This is a genomic window from Streptomyces sp. enrichment culture, from assembly GCF_964273145.1.
GTDB lineage: Bacteria > Actinomycetota > Actinomycetes > Streptomycetales > Streptomycetaceae > Streptomyces.
In genome coordinates, this window is record NZ_OZ186873.1 from 6,290,360 (window position 1) to 6,308,561 (window position 18,202).

The 18,202-nt window shown below is 74.4% G+C and carries 16 protein-coding genes; 6 read left to right on the forward strand and 10 right to left on the reverse strand.

Going from position 1 to position 18,202, the window contains the following annotated elements; all coding sequences use genetic code 11:
* Positions 1-14 precede the first annotated feature (14 nt).
* The 3 genes from ACSU6Z_RS27910 to ACSU6Z_RS27920 all read right to left on the reverse strand — a co-directional run bounded on the left by ACSU6Z_RS27910 (position 15) and on the right by ACSU6Z_RS27920 (position 3,435).
* The gene (locus ACSU6Z_RS27910; protein WP_437049795.1) at positions 15-1,346 is read right to left on the reverse strand and encodes an ABC transporter substrate-binding protein; all 1,332 of its coding nucleotides are present in this window, start codon (positions 1,344-1,346) and stop codon (positions 15-17) included.
* 191 nt (positions 1,347-1,537) lie between these two features.
* Positions 1,538-2,623, reverse strand: a complete 1,086-nt coding sequence (locus ACSU6Z_RS27915) for a substrate-binding domain-containing protein (RefSeq protein ID WP_437049797.1) — start codon at positions 2,621-2,623, stop codon at positions 1,538-1,540.
* Between the two features lie 158 nt (positions 2,624-2,781).
* Positions 2,782-3,435: a class I SAM-dependent methyltransferase gene (locus ACSU6Z_RS27920; protein WP_437049798.1), complete on the reverse strand. Its 654-nt coding sequence runs from the start codon at positions 3,433-3,435 to the stop codon at positions 2,782-2,784.
* Positions 3,436-3,892: 457 nt separating this feature from the next.
* Between ACSU6Z_RS27920 and ACSU6Z_RS27925 the strand changes: the two genes are divergently transcribed.
* Both ACSU6Z_RS27925 and ACSU6Z_RS27930 read left to right on the forward strand, forming a co-directional pair.
* The gene (locus ACSU6Z_RS27925) at positions 3,893-4,564 is read left to right on the forward strand and encodes a lytic polysaccharide monooxygenase auxiliary activity family 9 protein (protein ID WP_437049800.1); all 672 of its coding nucleotides are present in this window, start codon (positions 3,893-3,895) and stop codon (positions 4,562-4,564) included.
* Between the two features lie 184 nt (positions 4,565-4,748).
* Entirely contained in the window at positions 4,749-6,473 is a 1,725-nt protein-coding gene (locus ACSU6Z_RS27930; RefSeq protein WP_437049801.1) for a hypothetical protein, read from the forward strand.
* A gap of 42 nt (positions 6,474-6,515) precedes the next feature.
* Here the strand turns inward: ACSU6Z_RS27930 and ACSU6Z_RS27935 are convergent, their stop codons facing one another.
* Together ACSU6Z_RS27935 and ACSU6Z_RS27940 are read right to left on the reverse strand one after the other, a co-directional pair.
* The gene (locus ACSU6Z_RS27935) at positions 6,516-7,757 is read right to left on the reverse strand and encodes a phytase (protein ID WP_437050515.1); all 1,242 of its coding nucleotides are present in this window, start codon (positions 7,755-7,757) and stop codon (positions 6,516-6,518) included.
* Positions 7,758-8,006: 249 nt separating this feature from the next.
* Entirely contained in the window at positions 8,007-8,981 is a 975-nt protein-coding gene (locus tag ACSU6Z_RS27940; RefSeq protein ID WP_437049802.1) for a helix-turn-helix domain-containing protein, read from the reverse strand.
* Positions 8,982-9,077: 96 nt separating this feature from the next.
* Between ACSU6Z_RS27940 and ACSU6Z_RS27945 the strand changes: the two genes are divergently transcribed.
* From ACSU6Z_RS27945 to ACSU6Z_RS27955, 3 genes are all read left to right on the forward strand, one after another.
* On the forward strand, positions 9,078-9,677 hold the full coding sequence (locus ACSU6Z_RS27945; protein ID WP_437049804.1) for a non-oxidative hydroxyarylic acid decarboxylases subunit B: 600 nt from the start codon (positions 9,078-9,080) through the stop codon (positions 9,675-9,677).
* Positions 9,678-9,741: 64 nt separating this feature from the next.
* On the forward strand, positions 9,742-11,166 hold the full coding sequence (locus ACSU6Z_RS27950) for a non-oxidative hydroxyarylic acid decarboxylases subunit C (RefSeq protein ID WP_437049806.1): 1,425 nt from the start codon (positions 9,742-9,744) through the stop codon (positions 11,164-11,166).
* 60 nt (positions 11,167-11,226) lie between these two features.
* The gene (locus tag ACSU6Z_RS27955) at positions 11,227-11,499 is read left to right on the forward strand and encodes a non-oxidative hydroxyarylic acid decarboxylases subunit D (RefSeq protein WP_437049808.1); all 273 of its coding nucleotides are present in this window, start codon (positions 11,227-11,229) and stop codon (positions 11,497-11,499) included.
* A 428-nt stretch (positions 11,500-11,927) separates the two neighbouring features.
* On the opposite strand, the gene ACSU6Z_RS27960 is transcribed toward ACSU6Z_RS27955, so the two are convergent.
* Positions 11,928-12,791: a DMT family transporter gene (locus ACSU6Z_RS27960; RefSeq protein ID WP_437049810.1), complete on the reverse strand. Its 864-nt coding sequence runs from the start codon at positions 12,789-12,791 to the stop codon at positions 11,928-11,930.
* Positions 12,792-12,997: 206 nt separating this feature from the next.
* Positions 12,998-14,443, reverse strand: coding sequence for a glyceraldehyde-3-phosphate dehydrogenase (locus ACSU6Z_RS27965; protein ID WP_437049812.1), 1,446 nt, complete (start codon positions 14,441-14,443; stop codon positions 12,998-13,000).
* A gap of 170 nt (positions 14,444-14,613) precedes the next feature.
* On the opposite strand from ACSU6Z_RS27965, the gene ACSU6Z_RS27970 reads away from it, so the two are divergent.
* Positions 14,614-15,192, forward strand: coding sequence for a hypothetical protein (locus ACSU6Z_RS27970; RefSeq protein WP_437049813.1), 579 nt, complete (start codon positions 14,614-14,616; stop codon positions 15,190-15,192).
* A 140-nt stretch (positions 15,193-15,332) separates the two neighbouring features.
* Here ACSU6Z_RS27970 and ACSU6Z_RS27975 read toward each other — a convergent pair whose 3' ends face one another.
* From ACSU6Z_RS27975 to ACSU6Z_RS27985, 3 genes are read right to left on the reverse strand one after another with little or no spacing between them, the layout of a single operon-like run.
* Positions 15,333-16,562 carry a sensor histidine kinase gene (locus tag ACSU6Z_RS27975; RefSeq protein ID WP_437049815.1) on the reverse strand — a complete coding sequence of 410 codons (1,230 nt, stop codon included), beginning with the start codon at positions 16,560-16,562 and terminating at the stop codon, positions 15,333-15,335.
* The gene (locus tag ACSU6Z_RS27980) at positions 16,559-17,311 is read right to left on the reverse strand and encodes a response regulator transcription factor (RefSeq protein WP_437049816.1); all 753 of its coding nucleotides are present in this window, start codon (positions 17,309-17,311) and stop codon (positions 16,559-16,561) included. Before ACSU6Z_RS27980 ends, ACSU6Z_RS27975 begins: the two co-directional genes overlap by 4 nt.
* Positions 17,312-17,315: 4 nt before the next feature.
* Positions 17,316-17,873 (reverse strand): DM13 domain-containing protein, encoded by a 558-nt coding sequence (locus tag ACSU6Z_RS27985; protein WP_437049818.1) that lies wholly within the window; start codon positions 17,871-17,873, stop codon positions 17,316-17,318.
* Positions 17,874-18,202 lie beyond the last annotated feature (329 nt).

Sequence of the window (18,202 nt, forward strand, 5' to 3'; positions counted from 1 at the left end):
TGCCTTTCGACGGCTCAGGTACTGCGCTGGGTGGTGGACAGGCCGAGGGCCCGAAGGTCGGGCATCGTGCCCTCCTGAGCCGTGCGCAGGGAGCCGGTGAGACTGCCCTGACCGGCACCGACGCGGGCGAAGGAGTCCTGCATCACCTTCTGGGTCGCGGTCATCCGCGGACCCCACAGCCAGCCCTCCCGGATCCTGGCCGCCTCCTGCTCGAACAGGCGGTAGATGTCCTGCCCGCCGTAGTACGACCGGTCGAACGCCGCGCGGCCCACGGCCACCAGGCCGGGAGCGGCCGGGTACTGACTGCTGGTGCCGCTGGACAGGCGGGCGCGCAGCGCGTCGGGGTGCGACACCTGCCACCGGATGAACTCGAACGCGGCCTCCGGGTGGCGGCTGTCCTTGGTGACCGCGAACGTGGACCCGCCGTGCGTGCCGACCGCCGGGCGGCCGGCGTCCCACTGCGGCAGCGGCGCGATCCGCCACAGACCCCTCTGCCCGGGCCGCGCGTTCATCTGCGCACCGGCGTCCCAGGCGCCGCTGAGCCGGGTGAGCACCAGCCCGTTGCCGATCTGCGCGTCGGACTGCCGGCTGTCGACCGCGTTCACGAACACCGCGTCGTCGTCGATGAGCCGCTGCCAGTACGCCGCCACGCGCCGGCTGGGTGCGTCCGCGAGGGAGACGTTCCACGCTCCCCCGGAGATGTCGAACCACTGCGCCCCCGCCTGCCAGGCGTACGCCGCGAACTGGGTCATCCCGTCGGTGGGGAAGAGGACCAGCCGCCGGCCGGGCACCCTGCGGCGCACGGTGTACGCCAGCTCGGCGAACTCCTCCCAGGTGCGCGGGACGCTCAGGCCGTAGCGGTCGAAGAGGTCGGCGCGGTAGTGCAGCACCATCGGTTCGACGTCCAACGGCACGCTGAACACCCGTCCGCCGAAGGTGGTCAGCCCCAGCGCCTGCGGCAGCAGCGTGCGGCGCAGGGAGTCACCGACGAGGTCGGTGATGTCGCGGGCGACACCGTCGATGGCGTACCCCGGCACCTGCGGATACTCGATCGTGGCGACGTCGGGGGCGTTGCCGGCCCGGGCGGCGTTGCTCAGCTTGGCGTAGCCGCCCTGCCCGCCGGAGGGGACCTGCTGGAAGTCGACCTGGATGCGGTCGTGCGTGCGGTTGAAGGCGTCCACCACCTCCTGGCTGCCGCGCAGCGCGGACCAGAAGGTGATGCGGGTCGTTCCGCTGCCGCCGCGCGACCGGCCGCCGCCCGTCCCGCTGCAGGCGCTCACGGCTCCTGTCAGCGGTACGGCGGCCATCGCGGCGAGCACGGACCGACGACTGCGTCGACCGGGCATGGCGCCTCCCGCGGCTCCTGCGTGTCGGGGACACGGCTGTTCGGGACACGGGAATACTCGATGCCGGAAGAGAAACGGTCAATAGACCGATCAGAAGAAAATAAAACGCTCAAACGCTCACGCGGGTCAGAGGGCGCCGGGGAACAGGAGACGGCGCCGGGGGCCGCACCGACCGCTCCGCCCACGGACGCTCACACCGGCCGGGTGGAGCCGCGCACCGTCAGCCGCGGCAGCAATTCGATCCGCCGCGCGGCCCATCCGGCTCCGGGCGCCTGCGCCATACGCTCCAGCAGGACCCGGGCGGCCACCTTTCCGACCTCCGTCTTCGGCGGGGACACGGCCGTCAGCGGCGGTGTGCCGAGCCCCGCCACCACGTCGTCGTACGCCACGACCGAGCAGTCCTGCGGCACCCGCACCCCGTCCCCGGCCAGCCGCTGCACGATCATCAGCGCGTCGACGTCCCCGTGCAGCACCAGGGCGGTCGCGCCCACCTTCCGCAGGAGCACCGGCAACTCCGCCGTCTGCTCCGCCGAGTACGCCCCCTCGGCTCCCGCCTCCGACGCGCTCAGCGCCCAGGCCCAGGACTCCACCAGCGGATGCGCCCCGGCGATCTCCGCGAAGGCGGCCCGCAGCGTGCGCGCGGTGGGGCTGTCGTCCCGGGTGGCGAAGACGATCCGGCGGTGACCGAGCCCCACCAGGTGCTCCACGGCCAGGTGCGCCCCGTACCAGTGGTCCGAGCACACCGAGTCCAGGGCGTGCAGCGCGCTGCCGCGCCGCGGCCGGCGTTCCATCAGCACCGTCGGGACGTCCAGCGCGGCGAGCCGGCCGTAGTCGGCCTCCTCGGCGGCCCGGCTGGTCCACCGGGGGGCCAGCAGCAGGCCCCGCGCGCCGTCCGCGAGGGCCCGCTCCACCAGCGGGCGCTCGGCGCCGGGGACCTGCGGGGCGATGTGCAGCGCGATGCGCAGACCGGCCTCCTCGAGCACCGCGCGGGCGCCGTGCAGGGTCTCGGTCAGGTACGAGTGCCGCTCGGGCACCACCACCGCCACCCGGTCCCCGGCCGCGACCTCGCCACCGGGCAGCTCCTGCGCGGGCAGGGTCGACCGGACGACGCCGTGCCCGCGCCGCAGCCTCCCCTCGCGGGTCAGCTCCTCCACGTCCCGGCGCACGGTCACCACCGAGACCTCCAGCTCGGCGGCGAGGTCGCGCACCCGGGCGCTGCCCCGTGCCTGCACCGCGGCCAGGATCCGCTGCCGCCTGAGCTCGACCGGCTCCCTCATCTGGCCTCCCGCCCCGGAGATGTTCGTTTGAACGATTCGCGCCATCCTAACGATCGCTCCGAGGGAGGCGGGGACGGCCGGAGAGGGGCGGACGCCACCGGCCGGGCGGGGGCGGGACCGGTGCCACGGGGCACCGGCACGGGCCCCGCTCCGGCGGGTCAGCCGGCCGGCGCGGTCGCCCGGCGGCCGTGCACGAAGAGGTGGGGTTCGGGCACGGCGTCGGGATGGGCGGGGGTGAACAGCACCTCTTCCCGCGCCAGCACCTCCAGGCCCGCCTCGCGGGCCAGCGCGGTGACGCCGTCGGCGGAGAAACTGGTCACCCGGACCGGCTGCCCCATGAAGACGCCCTCGGCGTCCTCCACGTCCAGCGGCACGGTGGCCAGGACCAGGTGGCCGCCGGGGCGCAGCGCGCGCACCAGGCGGCGCACCACGGCGGCCTGCTCCGCCCGGTCCATCTGGAGCAGGGAGAAGTACACGCAGACCGCATCGAACGCCCCCTCTTCCAGGGCGACGTCACGGATGTCCGCGTGGCGGAACACGGCGCCGGGCACCTGGCGTGCGGCGATCCCCACCATCACGGGGGAGACGTCGACGCCCAGCACCTCGTGCCCCGCCGCCGCGAGCGTCTCGGCCGTGGGCCGGCCCGTCCCGCTGCCCACGTCCAGCACGCGGCTGCCCGGGGCGAGCCGTCCGAGCAGCCACCGCAGCGAACGCCGGTGGGCTTCGGACCCGGCGAACGCCTGCTCGTAGGCCGCGCCCAGGGCGTCGAACACGGCGGCGGCCGCGGGGCGGTACTGGTCGTCGGTGGTCACGGTCTTCCCTTCCCGGTGCGGGCGGCGGTGCCCGGCATCGTCGCACCGCGGCGAACCGCCCGCAAGGGCGGCGCGCGACGGTGCCCGGGCCCGCATCCCGGCGTCCGGCGCCGTCCCCGTCTCCGCCGGTCCCGGGCCTCGCGAGGCCGCCGGGGCGGTGGCGCGGCCGGAGGGGAAGGAGGACGACCCGATCCGGCGGGTGCCGCGCCCGCGGGGCAGGACCCAGGGGGCCGCGAGCGGAAGCCCGACGGGTGGAGGGGGCGCTGCGACACCGCCGTCCCCTCCGTCCGGGGCGCGGCGGTGGATCGCACGCATCCGGCGCGTCGAACGCATCGAACGCGCCATCATCGGTGCGGAAGTGACGCAATCGCGTGTTGCCGCTCCGTTTCCCGGCACGCAGCCTGTGCATTGGGAGCGCTCCCAATGCACTGTGTCCCCTCATCGGAAGAAGAAGACCATGCTTTGTCATGATCGCGTCAAAGGCGTGCGGCGCCGGGTGTCCCTCGCCCTGAGCGTGCTCACCGCGGCCCTGCTGTGCCTCATCCCCTGGAGCGGTACCGCCGTCGCCCACGGCTCGGTCGTCGACCCGGCCTCCCGCAACTACGGCTGCTGGCTGCGCTGGGGCAGCGACCACCAGAACCCGGCCATGCAGCAGCAGGACCCCATGTGCTGGCAGGCGTGGCAGGCCAACCCGAACGCCATGTGGAACTGGAACGGCCTGTACCGCAACGGCTCCGGCGGCAACTTCCAGGCTGTCGTCCCCAACGGCCAGCTGTGCAGCGGCGGCCGGACCGAGGGCGGCCGGTACAACTCCCTGGACGCCGTCGGCCCGTGGAAGACGACCGACGTCGGCAGCAACTTCACCGTCAAGCTGTACGACCAGGCCAGCCATGGCGCGGACTACTTCCTGGTCTACGTCACCAAGCAGGGCTTCAACCCCGCCACCCAGCCCCTGACCTGGAACGACCTCCAGCTCGTCGCCCGCACCGGCAAGTACGCCCCCAGTCAGAACTACGAGATCCCCGTGAGCACCTCCGGCCGCAGCGGCCGGCACGTGGTCTACACGATCTGGCAGGCGTCGCACATGGACCAGACGTACTTCCTGTGCAGTGACGTGAACTTCCGCTGAACCCGGCCCGCCCCCGCCGGACCGGCGCGTCCGGCGGGGGCGGACGGCGGCGGGCCGAGGCAGCGCGCCCTCCCGGCCGCACCACCGGGCGTGCCGGAACGCGGCCCCGTGGCGTGATGCGGGCCGAGGACGTCCGTGGGACGGTGGAGTCCCCGGGCGGCAGCGGCACGTTCAGAAGGCGACCATGGACGACACCAACGGCACGGACGGCGACGGCTACTACGACCTCGGCGCCCACGGCCGCCCCGTGACGACCTCCTCCCCGCGGGCGCAGACCTGGTTCGACCGCGGACTGGTGTGGACGTACGCCTTCCACCACGAGGAGGCCGTCTCCTGCTTCGAGGCCGCCGCCGCGGCGGACCCCGGCTGCGCCATGGCCCACTGGGGCATCGCCTACGCCCTCGGGCCCAACTACAACAAGCCCTGGGAGGCGTTCGACGGCCGGGAGCTGACACGGACCGTGGACCGCGCCCACGCCGCCGTCGAACGCGCCCACGGCCTGGCGGCCGGCGCCACCCCCGTGGAGCGCGCCCTGATCGGAGCGCTGCGCGCCCGCTACCCGCAGGCACGCGCCGCCGCCGACTGCTCCGCCTGGAACGCCTCCTACGCCGACGGCATGCGCGCCGCCTACGACCTGGCCCCCGACGACCCGGACGTCGCCGCCCTCCACGCCGACGCCCTGATGAACCTGACGCCCTGGCGGCTGTGGGACCTGCGCACGGGCCGGCCGGCCGAGGGCGCCCGCACCCTCGAGGCCAAGGAGGTCCTCGACCGCGCCCTCGCCGGCGAGGCCGGCCGGCGGCACCCGGGCGTCCTGCACCTGTACGTCCACCTGATGGAGACGTCCGCCACCCCCGAGGCGGCCCTGACCGTCGCCGACCGGCTGCGCGGCCTGGTCCCCGACGCCGGCCACCTCCACCACATGCCCTCCCACCTGGAGGTGCTCTGCGGAGACTACCGGCGCGTGGTGGCCGACAACGACGCGGCGATCGCCGCCGACGAGAAATACCGGACGCGGGCCGGCGCGATGAACTTCTACACCCTGTACCGGGCGCACAACCACCACTTCAAGATCTACGGCGCGATGTTCCTCGGCCGGTACCGCACCGCCCTGGACGCCGCCGCCCGGCTGGAGGCGGCCGTCCCCGAGGAACTCCTGCGGGTCCGGAGCCCGCCGATGGCCGACTGGCTCGAGGGCTTCCTCGCCATGCGGGTGCACGTGCTGATCCGGTTCGGCCGCTGGGCGGACGTCCTGCGCCTGCCGCTGCCCGCCGACCGCGAGCTGTACTGCGTGACGACCGCGATGCTGCACTACGCGCGCGGCGTCGCGCTCTGCGCGACCGGCCGGATCAGCGGGGCCGAGGCCGAACGGGAGGCGTTCCGCGCGGCCGTCGCCCGCGTCCCGGCGAGCCGCACCCTGTTCAACAACACCTGCGCCGACATCCTGGCGATCGCCGCGGCGATGCTCGACGGCGAACTGGAGTACCGCAAGGGCGACCACGACACCGCCTTCGCCTCCCTCCGGCGGGCCGTCGAGCTGGACGACACCCTCCCCTACGACGAACCGTGGGGCTGGATGCAGCCCACCCGGCACGCCTACGGCGCCCTGCTGCTGGAACAGGGGCGCGTCGCGGAGGCCGAGGCGGTCTACCGGGCCGACCTCGGGCTGGACGACACCCTGCCGCGCGCCCTCCAGCACCCCGGCAACGTCTGGGCGCTCCACGGGCTCCACGAATGCCTCCTGCGCCTGGGCCGGGCGGGCGAGGCGCGGATCGTCGGGCAGCAGCTGAGGCTCGCCGCCGCCCTGGCGGACGTACCGGTCACGGCCTCCTGCCTGTGCCGCCTCGACACCGCCGCCTCCTCCGGCGACGCCGGCACCGCGGACGGTTGCTGCGGCCCGGGCCACTGAACGGGCACCGGGCCGCCCGCTCCCGCGGCGGTGGGGCCGCCGTCAGTCGTCGAGAGCGCCCGTGACGTCGCCGAGGTCGACGAACTTGAAGTTCGTGGCGGCCCGCCCACCGTCCTCCGGAGCGTCGTGGCCGTCCTGCACGACCAGCAGACCGTCGGGGAAGCGGGAGCCCAGCGGTTCGGCGAGCACCGCCGCGCCGTCGCACTCCTCGGAGCCGTCCAGGGACGGCGAGGCGGCGGCGACGCGGAAGCCGCCCTCGTACTCGTTGTCGTCGCCCACCTCGCGGTCGTAGGCGGCGAAGGTGTCGTCGCCCTGGCTGGAGGCCAGCAGCAGACCGTCCCCGTCGGGCTCCTGAAGCAGCGTCAGCCCTTCGACGTCGGCGGACAGCCGGGTCCCGCCGTAGCCGGGGTCGTCACCGGCAACGCACTCCTCCGTGGCCTCGTCGTACACGGCCCGGACGCCGTACTCCCGCACCTTGTCCACGAGCCGGGGCGTGCCGGTGAGGTCGGCGCGCAGCCGCCAGATGCCGACGTCCTCCTGGCCCGCGTACAGCGTGCCGTTCGCCGGGTCGACGACCATGCCCTCCACCTGCGGCAGCTCGCCGGGCTCGCCGCACGGCGACCAGGAGGTGCCGTCGGGCAGCCGGAAGGAGGCGGGCAGGTCCAGGGAGCGGACGGTGCGGTAGCCGACGCCCCCGGACGCGGTGGGGACCAGCTCCAGCAGCGCGACCGTGGTGCGCTCGCGGCGGCTGACCAGCGCGTAGGAGCGGCCGGTCGCCCGGTCCGTCCAGGTCGCCAGGCCGTACGCGGTGCGCTGCTCGTCGATCTCCTCCTGGCCGGCGGAGAACACCGGCGGCGCGGCCGCCGGGTCGGTGACGTCCGTGAGCGGCCGGCCGGACCGGGACGGGTCGATGCGGTAGAAGCGCAGGCGGTCGCCGCCCCGGTCGGTGGTGACCGCGACGTCGGCGCGGCCGGTGCTCAGCTTCAGACCGTGAACCAGGTCGACGTTGTTGAACCGGCCGGGCGCGTCGTCGGGTCCCGGGGCGGGGGGAGCGGGGACCGACTGCACCAGCCGCGCGTCGAGGTCGTAGACGCGCAGCCCGCCCTCCTTGGCCGTGGCGACGACGAGACTGCGGTCGGGATCGGCGGCGTTGCGCCAGATGGCGGGGTCGTCGGCGTCGGCGTTGCCGCCCGCCTCGTCGTCGTACAGGGCGGGCGTCTCGGCCCGCGGACGCACCTCCGGCAGGCTCCCCTGGTCCCGGGCCGCGGCCGGTGTCCCGGGCAGGACGGCGGCGACGGCGAGGGCGCAGACGGCCCACGGCCGTAGACGGTGTCCGCTCACGTCGGTGCTCCTAAGGTCGAAGACATGACAAACGACAACCGGTGATCTTGCGGAGGGCGTGGGACGGAACGAGGGCCTCCCGGTGGCCGGGAGGGCTCGCGGAGGCGAACAACGCGGGCGTGCCGTGCCGCTGGGCGGCGGAACGGCGCGTGTCAGCCGCCGCCCGGCCGGATACCGCCCCCGCCCCCGTCCCTAATTTCCGCTTCCGTCCCCGGCCGTCGTGCCGCGCGCCGCCGCGCGGAAGGCGAGCGGGGTGCGGCCGTCGTGCTTGCGGAAGAACGCGCCGAAGTCGCTGGGATCGTCGAAGCCCAGCCGGCGCGCGATGTCCGCGGCGGTGGCGTCGGTGTGCACCAGCAGACGTTTGGCCTCCAGGACGATCCGCGCGTCCAGGTACGCCTTCGCCGTGGTCCCGGTGGCGGCCTTGACGGCACGGGTGAGGGTGCGCGTGCTGTAACCGAGTGCGGCGGCGTAGTCGGCGACCCGGCGGGTGCGGGCGAAGTCGCGTTCCACGGCCGCGCCGAACCGCCGGAAGGGGCCGTCGGGCGGCGCCGTGCCGCCGGCGGCCGGCGGGCAGGCGCGGGCCAGCCGCAGCAGCAGTACCGACAACAGCATCCGCAGTGCCCTGTTGTGCGCTTCGAGCGGGAGCGCGCCCAGGTCGTCGTACTCGGCTACGAGGTGGTCGAGGGCCAGGCGGACCAGCCGTGCGTGCGTGCCGGCCGGCACCACCGGTCCCTCGGTGTGCGGCGGGTCCTCGGTCACGAAGCCGGGCCGCCAGATCACCATGACGCCGCGGGCCCGGGTGAGCGGCCCGTCGGGTTCGGCCGCGTACTGGTGGACCTGGCCCGGCCGCACCCACAGCCAGCCGCCCGGCGGGACGACGTGACGGGAGAAGTCGACGGTGTGGGGGAGCGGCGGCGAGTGCGGGGCGAGGTGGATGAGGTGGTGGAAGTCCGGCCGCTGCGGACCGGACAGGTCGATGCCCCGGCGCCGCGCCCGGTCGCGCACCTCCTCGAATCCGACGACGTCCATGCCGATCGGAGCGCTCAGCGAGGGCCGGTAGGCGACGTCGGTGATCGCGGCGGCACCGGCCGCGCCGGGCCGTCCCGCCCGTCCGCCGAGGCGGCAGCCCGCTCGGCCCGGCTCTCGTTTCTGTCCGGAATTCCCCATGGTGTGTCCCGAGCTTACCGCCGGTCCACGCAGGTCGCTTCCTAGCGTGAGAGATGCAGACGGTGCCGCGATGACCGAAAAGGAGCAGGTGCGACCGTGCGATTGATCGTGGGGATGACGGGGGCCACCGGGGCCGTGTTCGCGGTGCGGCTGCTGGAGCGGCTGGCCGAGCTGCCGGACGTGGAGACGCACCTGGTGATGAGCCGCTGGGCGCGGGCCACCGCCGAGCTGGAGACCGGCCGCACCCTGCGGGAGATCGGCGCGCTGGCCGACGTGACGCACCCCGCCGGGGACCAGGGCGCCACCATCTCCTCCGGATCCTTCCGCACGGACGGGATGGTGGTCGTCCCGTGCTCCATGAAGACGCTGGCCGGCATCCGCGCCGGTTACGCCGACGGCCTGGTGGGCCGGGCCGCCGACGTCACCCTCAAGGAGCGCCGGCCGCTGGTGCTGGTGCCGCGGGAGACGCCGCTGAGCGAGATCCACCTGGAGAACATGCTCGCCCTGGCCCGGATGGGCGTGCGCATCGTGCCGCCCATGCCCGCCTTCTACAACCACCCCCGCACCGTCGACGACATCGTCGACCACATCACCACCCGCGTCCTCGACCAGCTCGACCTGCCCGCCCCCGCGGCCGAGCGCTGGTCCGGCCTGCGGGCGGCGCGGCTCGACGGCCCGCGGGACGCCGGCTCCTGACGGCCCGCCCCCGCGCCGTTCCCCTCCACCCTCCCCCCTTCACGACGTACATGAGGAGACATCCGTGCCCTACGACGATCTGCGGTCCTTCCTGAACACCCTGGAGAAGGAGGGCCAGCTGCTGCGCATCACCGACGAGGTGCTCCCGGAACCGGACCTCGCCGCCGCGGCCAACGCCGCCGGGCGGATCGGCGAGGGCGCCCCCGCCCTCTGGTTCGACCGGGTCAAGGGCTTCACCGACGCGCGGATCGCGATGAACGTGCACGGCTCCTGGCGCAACCACGCCCTCGCCCTCGGCCTGCCCAAGGAGACCTCCACCCGCGACCAGGTCGAGGAGTTCGCCCGCCGCTGGGACGCCTTCCCCGTCCCGCCCGAGCGCCGCGAGGACGCCCCCTGGCGGGAGAACACCGTCACCGGCGACGACATCGATCTGTTCGACATCCTCCCCCTGTTCCGCCTCAACGACGGCGACGGCGGCTTCTACCTGGACAAGGCCGCCGTCGTCTCCCGCGACCCCGACGATCCGGACCACTTCGGCAAGCAGAACCTCGGCACGTACCGCATGCAGGTCGTCGGCCGCAACCGCCTCGCCCTCCAGCCGGTCCCGGTGCACGACATCGCCCAGCACCTGCGCACGGCGGAGGAACGCGGCCAGGACCTGCCGGTGGCGATCACCCTCGGCAACGACCCGATCGTCCCGATCGTCGCCGGGATGCCCCTGCGTTACGACCAGTCCGAGTACGAGATGGCGGGCGCCCTGCGCGGCGCTCCCATGCCGATCGCCACCGCCCCCCACACCGGCCTGGACGTCCCCTGGGGCGCCGAGGTCGTGATCGAGGGCGTCGTCGAGTCGCGGGTGCGGCAGATCGAGGGCCCCTTCGGCGAGTTCACCGGCCACTACTCCGGCGGCCGTCGGATGCCCGTCATCCGCATCGAGCGCGTCTCCTACCGCACCCACCCGGTCTTCGAGTCCCTCTACCTCGGCATGCCCTGGACCGAGTGCGACTACCTCGTCGGCCCCAACACCTGCGTGCCGCTGCTGAAGCAGCTGCGCGCCGAGTTCCCCGAGGTGCGGGCCGTCAACGCGATGTACACCCACGGGCTGCTGGTCATCATCTCCACCGCCAAGCGGTACGGCGGCTTCGCCAAGGCGGTCGGCATGCGCGCCATGACCACCCCGCACGGTCTCGGCTACGTCACCCAGGTCATCGTCGTCGACGAGGACGTCGACCCCTTCGACCTGCCCCAGGTGATGTGGGCCCAGTCGGCCAAGGTGAACCCCAAGGAGGACGTCGTCGTCATCCCGAACCTGTCGGTGGTGGAACTCGCCCCCGCCTCCCAGCCGGCCGGCGTCACCAGCAAGATGATCATCGATGCCACGACGCCCGTCGCCCCCGACGTCCGCGGCAACTTCGGCACCCCCGCCAAGGACCTGCCCGAGACCGCCGAGTGGACCGCCCGACTGCGCTCCCTGCTCGCGGAGCGCTGACCGCCCGCCCCGCTGCCGCCCTCACCCCGCCCAAGGCCCGTCCAGGAAAGGAACCACCCCATGCACTCCAGTGACAGCGACCGCTCCGAGGCCCCCGGCGCCTCCCCGATCTGCCCGCGCTGCGCGGACGCCGGCGTCTCTACCGTCGCCCACTCCCCGCAGCCCGGCGTCTGGCAGGTGCTCCAGTGCGCCCGCTGCCTCTACATGTGGCGCACCACCGAACCGTCCCGGCGCAGCCGCCGCGAGGACTACCCCGTCCGGTTCCGCCTGACGGAACACGACATCGCCACGGCCACCGAGGTGCCCGCCGTGCCCCCGCTGCGCACCCGGTGACCGGCGGGCGCCGTCCCGGTGCGCCGAGCCGGCCGAGGTGTTCCGGGCGGCCCGGGGCCACGATCCCCGGACGGGCGGCCGGCGCACGGCCCGCGGATCAGCCGTCCGCCGGGCCGGCGGCGGGTGCCGCCCCCGGCAGTCGAGGAGCACCGGGTCCGGCGCCTGCTGGTGCGCCGTCCGCTGCGGCGCCGGCCGTCCGCCCGGCGACGCGGCCGGCGCCGCGGCGAGGGCCGCCGCGAGCGGGGCGAGGTCGCACGGCGTGACCCTCGTCCTCCCGCCGACTCCGCCCGTGTCTGTTCCCGCCCGCCTTCTTCGGGGCTCGTGTCCGTTCCGGGGCTGCGGCCGCGCCCGGCACCGCACCACCCGCACGGGGCGACGCCCCGCAAGCGCGCGCCTCCGGCCCGCCGGCACGCTGTTCCCCGGCGTGGTCACCGGCCGGTCCGCAGGTCGATCCCGCGCCGGGCCAGGGTGACCACACCCATGGCGACCAGGGCGACGCCGGTCGCCTGCGGCAGGATCCACCAGCCGGTACGGACGTCCTCCCGGTACAGGAGCAGGCCGAGCAGCAGGCTCACCGTCGCGTCCCCCAGCGACAGGGCCGGCTGGGAGGCGATGAGCGGGCCGCCCTGCAGGGCGTGCTCCAGCAGGAGCACGGCACCGGCTCCGGCCGCGGCGAACCCGTACGTCTGCCACGCCGTCAGGAAGCCGACGACGCCGTCGGTGTCCAGGGCGCGCATGGAGTCCTTGACCAGACCGGCCGTCAGCGCGTAGCAGACGGCGGTGGCCGCGCCGAGGCAGCCGGCGCGGGCCTTGCCGACGGGACGCCTCAGCCCCGCCCCGGCCAGCAGGAGGACCGCCGCTCCGCAGGCCGCCAGGACCGGTACCCAGCGGGCGAGGGAGACTTCGGTGACCCCGCCGGAGGGCGCGGCCGACGTCAGCGCCAGGCCGAGTCCGGCGACCACCGCGGCCACGGCGACCCACAGCGTCCCCGGCAGCCGGCGCCCCGTCATCCACGAGGCCAGCAGCAGCGCCAGCGGAAGTTCCAGCACGAACAGCGGCTGGACGAGGGAGAGGGGACCGGTCGCGAGCGCCGCCGCCTGGCCCGCGCCGGCGACGGCCACCGCCAGCATCCCGGCCAGCCAGACCGGCCGCCGCAGCAGATCCAGCACCAGGCCCGGGCGCAGCCCCCGGGCCTGCGGCACGCTCAGCGCGGCGCGCCGCTGCAACACGGTGGCCAGCGCGTTGCTGAACGCGGCCACGCACGCGAGGAGGACCGGCAGTACGACACCCATCCACCGATCCTCGCCCCCCACGCCTCCCCTCGCGCGCCGCCACGACGGTCCGCGCGCCCGGGAAGACCCCGGGGAAGCCGGGGGGAAGTCCGGGGGCCCCGGAACGGAGCCGGGGAGGAGGGGAAGGGCGGCGGAAACGGGCGGGACGGCGACCGGTGCCGACGCCCCGCCCGCGGTCCACGCGGCCGCGCGGACCGTCCGGCCGATCAGACCGCCGGGGCCGGGTAGGTCGGGTACTCCACGCCCGAGACGTGCTGCACCACGCGGACGACCTGGCAGGAGTAGCCGAACTCGTTGTCGTACCAGAGGTAGAGGATGGCGTTGTCGCCCTCGACCTTGGTGGCGCCCGCGTCCACGATCGAGGCGTGGCGCGAGCCGATGAAGTCGCTGGAGACCGCGTCGGGAGCGCTGATGAAGTCGATCTGGCGCTTGAGCGGCGAGGTCAGCGACACCTCGCGCAGGTGGTCGAGGACCTCCTCGCGGGTGGTCTCGCGGGCCAGTTGGAGGTTGAGGATCGCGATCGAGACGTCCGGCACCGGGACGCGGATGGAACTGCCGGTGATCTTCGCCTTCAGGTCGGGCAGCGCCTTGGCGACGGCGGAGGCGGCACCGGTCTCGGTGATGACCATGTTGAGCGGCGCCGAGCGCCCGCGCCGGTCCGACTTGTGGTAGTTGTCCAGCAGGTTCTGGTCGTTGGTGAACGAGTGGACGGTCTCCACGTGGCCGCGCACCACGCCGTACTCGTCCGCCATCGCCTTCAGTGGCGGGACGATCGCGTTGGTGGTGCAGGAGGCGCAGGACAGGATCTGCTCGTCCGGCTTGATGGTGTCGTGGTTGACGCCGTGCACGATGTTGGGGACGTCGCCCTTGCCCGGCGCGGTCAGGACGACCTTGTCGATGCCGGGGCGCAGGTGCTTCGACAGGCCCTCGCGGTCGCGCCACCTGCCGGTGTTGTCGATGAGGATGGCGTTCTTGATGCCGTACGCCGTGTAGTCCACCGTCGTCGGGTCGTCCGCGTGGATGACGCGGATCTCGTTGCCGTTGGCGATGATCTTGCTGTTCGCCTCGTCGACGGTGATCGTGCCCTGGAACTGGCCGTGGATGGAGTCCCGGCGCAGCAGCGAGGCCCGCTTGACGATGTCCTGGCTGCCGCTGTCGCGGACGACGATGGCGCGCAGCCGCAGTCCGTTGCCGGAGCCGGTCTTCTCGATGAGCAGGCGGGCCAGGAGGCGGCCGATGCGGCCGAACCCGTAGAGGACGACGTCGCGCGGCTCACGGCGTGCGATCTTGTTGGTGCCCGTGGCACCGGCCACGGCCTCGGCGGTGAACTCCGCCACCGAAAGGCCGCGGTCGTCGGCCTTGTAGGTCGCGGCGAGCATGCCGATGTCGATCTGGGACGGGCCGAGGTCGAGCGTGGTGAGAGCCTGGAGGAACGGCAGGGTCTCGGTGACCGAGAGCTCCGCACCGGCGATCTGACGGGCGAATCGGTGGGTCTTGAGGATGCTGACCACCGACTTGTTCACCAGGGAACGGCTGTGCAGCAGGACCGTGACGTCCCGCTCGCGGTGCAGCTTCCCGATCATCGGGATCATCGACTCCGCGATCTCCTCGCGGCACTTCCAGTTGGTGAACGAGTCGTCGTTGACAGTCACGGGTATCTCTTTCGAGCTAGGCGGCGCTCATATGCTAACCCCTCGCTCCTTTGAGCGATCAAGTGGGTGAATGAGCACGGGAAAGCACCCGAACGGGCGGCGGCCCGGTGCGGCGGCGCCGCGTAAACTCCCCATCCCCGCCGGCCCCGGACGCGAAGGACCGCATCCTCATGACCACACCCGCCGCGAAGGACCGGACCGGACGTACCAGGTGGAGGAGGCGCGCGGGACGCGGCGGACCGGCGGCGGGGGGCGCGGCGCTGCTGGCGCTCCTCGCACTGACCGCGGCCGGGTGCGGCGGCTCCGGCGAGTCGTCCGGCGCCAGCCCGGCACCCTCCCGCCCGGACGGCCGCTCCGCGAGCAGTGCGCCCCCCGCCGCGAGCCCGTCCCCCTCCGTCACGGCCTCGGACGGCGACGACATCCGGGCCTGCGAGGACGGAAGGTGCGAAGTGCTGGTGACCGAGCCGGTGACGGTCCGCTTCGAGGGCCCGGCCGGCCAGGTGAAGCTGTCCGTGACCGAGGTCGGGCGGAACGGGATCGGCTACACGGCGACCGGCGCGGGCGGCGGGGAGGTCTCCGGGGAGACGAGCGGGGCGGGCAACGGCTGCACCGCCGTCCTCACGCCCGGCGGCGGCACCGGCTTCTGCGGGCCGACGGGAACGCCGCCGCGCGGACGGGCCGGAGCGGTGGTGATCCACCTGGAGCCGGGCGGTGACGGCGCGGCGGTCCTGCGGATCGTCTCCGGCTGAGACCGGCGGTCCCGCGACTCGTCCCCGCCCGGTGCCCGGCGTCCGGCGCACACGGTGCCGACGCGGCGCGGCGCGGCGGTCCGGGAGCGGTCACCGGGTGTGCGAGGGGAGCACCGCGCCCCTCCCCGTCCGTCGTCCCGTCAGCCCGTCCGTTCCGGCGGACGGGCGTCGGCCGCCGGGAGGGTGATCTCGAAGCGGCAGCCCGCCGCGGCGTTGTGCACCGAGGCGTGGCCCGCGTGGGCCTCGACGATGCCGCGCACGATCGCAAGCCCGAGCCCCGCGCCGGTGTCCCCGTGCCGCCGCTGCCCCGCGGCGGGCGCGAAGCTCGCTGCGGTCGTAGTCGTAGTCGTAGTCGTAGCCGCGGTCGCGGCCGTGCGTCCGGACGGCGGGGTACGGGCCTGGACGCCGCGCCAGCCGGCGTCGAACACGCGTGGCAGGTCCTGTTCCGGAATGCCGCCGCAGCCGTCCTCGACCGCCAGCACCACCCGGTCGTCCCGACGGCGCGCGCTCACCGCGACGGTCCCGTCGGCCGGCGTCGCCCGGATGGCGTTGACCAGGAGGTTGCCGAGCACCCGCGTGATGCCCTGGCCGTCCACCCGGACCGGGATGGGCGTGACACCACCGTCCACCAGCCGCACCCCCCGCTCCCGCGCGAGGGGCCGGGCCGTGGCCAGGGCGTCGTCCACCAGGTCGTAGACCGACACCCGGGTCGGGGCCAGTTCCAGGGACCCGGCCTGGATGCGGGAGAGCTCGAAGAGGTCGTCGACCATGCCGGAGAGCCGCTCGGCCTCGGTGCGGATGCGGGCGTGGTAGCGGCCGGGATCCGGGGCGATGCCGTCCTCCAGGGCCTCCGCCATCGCACGCAGCCCGGCGAGCGGGGTGCGCAGGTCGTGCGAGATCCAGGCGATCAACTCGCGCCGCGAGGCGTCCAGCGCCCGCTCGCGGGTCTGCGCCGCCCTCAGCCGCGCGCCGGTCTCCTCCAAGGCGGCGGCGAGCGCGGCGAGTTCGGCGGTGGGCGGATCCGCCGGGGCCGCGAAGCCGGCGTCGCTGCCGACGGTGAGGGCCGCCGCGGCCAGTTCCCGGCTGCCGGCGGAGATCCGGCGGCCGAACAGCAGCGCGGCGGTGAGGGAGATCGTCCCCGACACGGCGACCACGATGAGCACCACGCGGAAGTCGTGTCCCGACAGGAACATCTCCAGCGCCACCGCGACCGTGCCCGCCGCCATGGCGACGACGGCGAGCGCGGCGACCGCGAACATGGACAGGACGACCGAGCGCCGCCGCAGCAGGGTGACGGCGGGAGCGGCGAGGAGCCCGGCGAGCAGGGCACCCAGGGCCGCCAGGGCGACGATGACCAACATGTCGGTCACGGCCGGAGCCCCCCGTCCCGTGCCCCGTCCCGGGGCGGGTCGAATCGGTAACCGGCGCTCCACACCGTGCTGATGAGCGTCGGTGTGGCCGGATCGTCCTCGACCTTCTCGCGCAGCCGCCGTACGTGCACGGTCACGGTGGAGGTGTCGCCGAACTCCCACCCCCACACGTGCCGCAGCAGTTCCTCGCGGGAGAACACCCGGAACGGGTGGCGCAGCAGAAAGGCCAGCAAGTCGAACTCGCGCCCGGTCAGAGCAAGTTCCCGGCCGCCGCGTTCGGCCCGCCGCGCGGCCGGGTCGACGACCAGGTCACCCGCCCGCAGGACCGCCGGGGCGGTGGGCGGCGGGGCCTCGGCGCGGCGCAGCACGGAGGCCACCCGCAGCACCAGTTCGCGTGGGCTGAACGGTTTCGTCAGGTAGTCGTCCGCGCCGACCTCCAGCCCGAGGATCCGGTGCTCCTCCTCGCCGCGCGCGGTCAGCATCACCACCGGCAACGGTGGCCCGCCGCCCATGCGCAGCCTGCGGCACACCTCCAGGCCGTCCAGACCGGGCAGCATCAGGTCCAGGACGACCAGCCGCGGTCGCACGGCCGCCGCCCGTTCCAGGGCGGTGAGGCCGTCGGTGACGCGCTCGACCCGGTGGCCGGCGCGGGTGAGGTAGCCGGTGACGACCTCGGCGACGGTCGGGTCGTCCTCGACGAGGAGGATCCGGCGGGCGGGGCCACCGGCGGGCTCGGGCAGGGCGTTCACCGGATCAGCCTGCCACGGGAGCGAGGTCGGCGGCGCCGAAGGAGACCGAGAACCGCTCACACCAGATCACGGCGCTGCGGAACCCGGACAGATCCGTACCGGCCGGAACGGCGTAGTTCTGGTTGCCCCTGTTGCCCTTGAGCTCCCCGAGTTCGACCGCTCCGTCCCCGAGCCCCTCCCTCACCGCAGCGGCGCTCCGGGCCGAGAGGTAGACCCGTACGTCCGGTCCCTCGGAGGTCCTGAGGTCCTCCAGCCGCAGTACCCTGCTGCCGTCCGTGAGCCGGACCGTGCGGGCGGTGCCGCGGGTTGCGTGCTCGTGCGTGACGAAACCGCCCCGGGCGAGATCCTCCGGTCCCCCGTCCGGCGCCGGCCGCTCCCCGTCCTTCACGCCGGCCCCGTCCGCCGTCGCCGGCCCGGAGGCGGCCGGCAGGGCCTCGTCCACCGCGGTGTCGGTGAACGCCGTCCAGGGCTGGAGGAGGAAGAGCCCGACACCGGCGGCGGCCACCAGCACCATGAGGACGGGCACGACGGTACGGCGGGACACACGGGACACACGGGACACCAAGGCCTCCTGGAAGGGACGAGCGGGCCGACCGCGATCGGCCGGCCCCATCACGTGCCCAGCCAACACGTGCCGGCCCCCGCCGGACACCGGTGCGCTCGCTCCGTAAGACACCGGTAATCCGCTCGCGCCGGGACAGGACCCGTCCCGCCCCGCGCGCCATGGCGGGAGCACCCGCTCCCACCCCTTCCGCGGACGCCTTCCCGCGTCGGCGCCAGGAGCCGGTCACCGAGGCCGAACCGGTCGGCAACGGCCCGGTGCGCGGCGCCGCGGCGATCCGCCCGTACGGGTACGGGCCGTGGGAGCGGACGCGGCAGGGACGGACACCC

Coding starts and splice junctions, on each gene's coding strand:
- ACSU6Z_RS27910 (WP_437049795.1), bottom strand. CDS start 1,346: ATGCCCGGTCGACGCAGTCGTCGGTCCGTGCTCGCCGCGATGGCCGCC.
- ACSU6Z_RS27915 (WP_437049797.1), bottom strand. CDS start 2,623: ATGAGGGAGCCGGTCGAGCTCAGGCGGCAGCGGATCCTGGCCGCGGTG.
- ACSU6Z_RS27925 (WP_437049800.1), top strand. CDS start 3,893: ATGCTTTGTCATGATCGCGTCAAAGGCGTGCGGCGCCGGGTGTCCCTC.
- ACSU6Z_RS27930 (WP_437049801.1), top strand. CDS start 4,749: ATGGACGACACCAACGGCACGGACGGCGACGGCTACTACGACCTCGGC.
- ACSU6Z_RS27940 (WP_437049802.1), bottom strand. CDS start 8,981: ATGGGGAATTCCGGACAGAAACGAGAGCCGGGCCGAGCGGGCTGCCGC.
- ACSU6Z_RS27955 (WP_437049808.1), top strand. CDS start 11,227: ATGCACTCCAGTGACAGCGACCGCTCCGAGGCCCCCGGCGCCTCCCCG.
- ACSU6Z_RS27960 (WP_437049810.1), bottom strand. CDS start 12,791: ATGGGTGTCGTACTGCCGGTCCTCCTCGCGTGCGTGGCCGCGTTCAGC.
- ACSU6Z_RS27970 (WP_437049813.1), top strand. CDS start 14,614: ATGACCACACCCGCCGCGAAGGACCGGACCGGACGTACCAGGTGGAGG.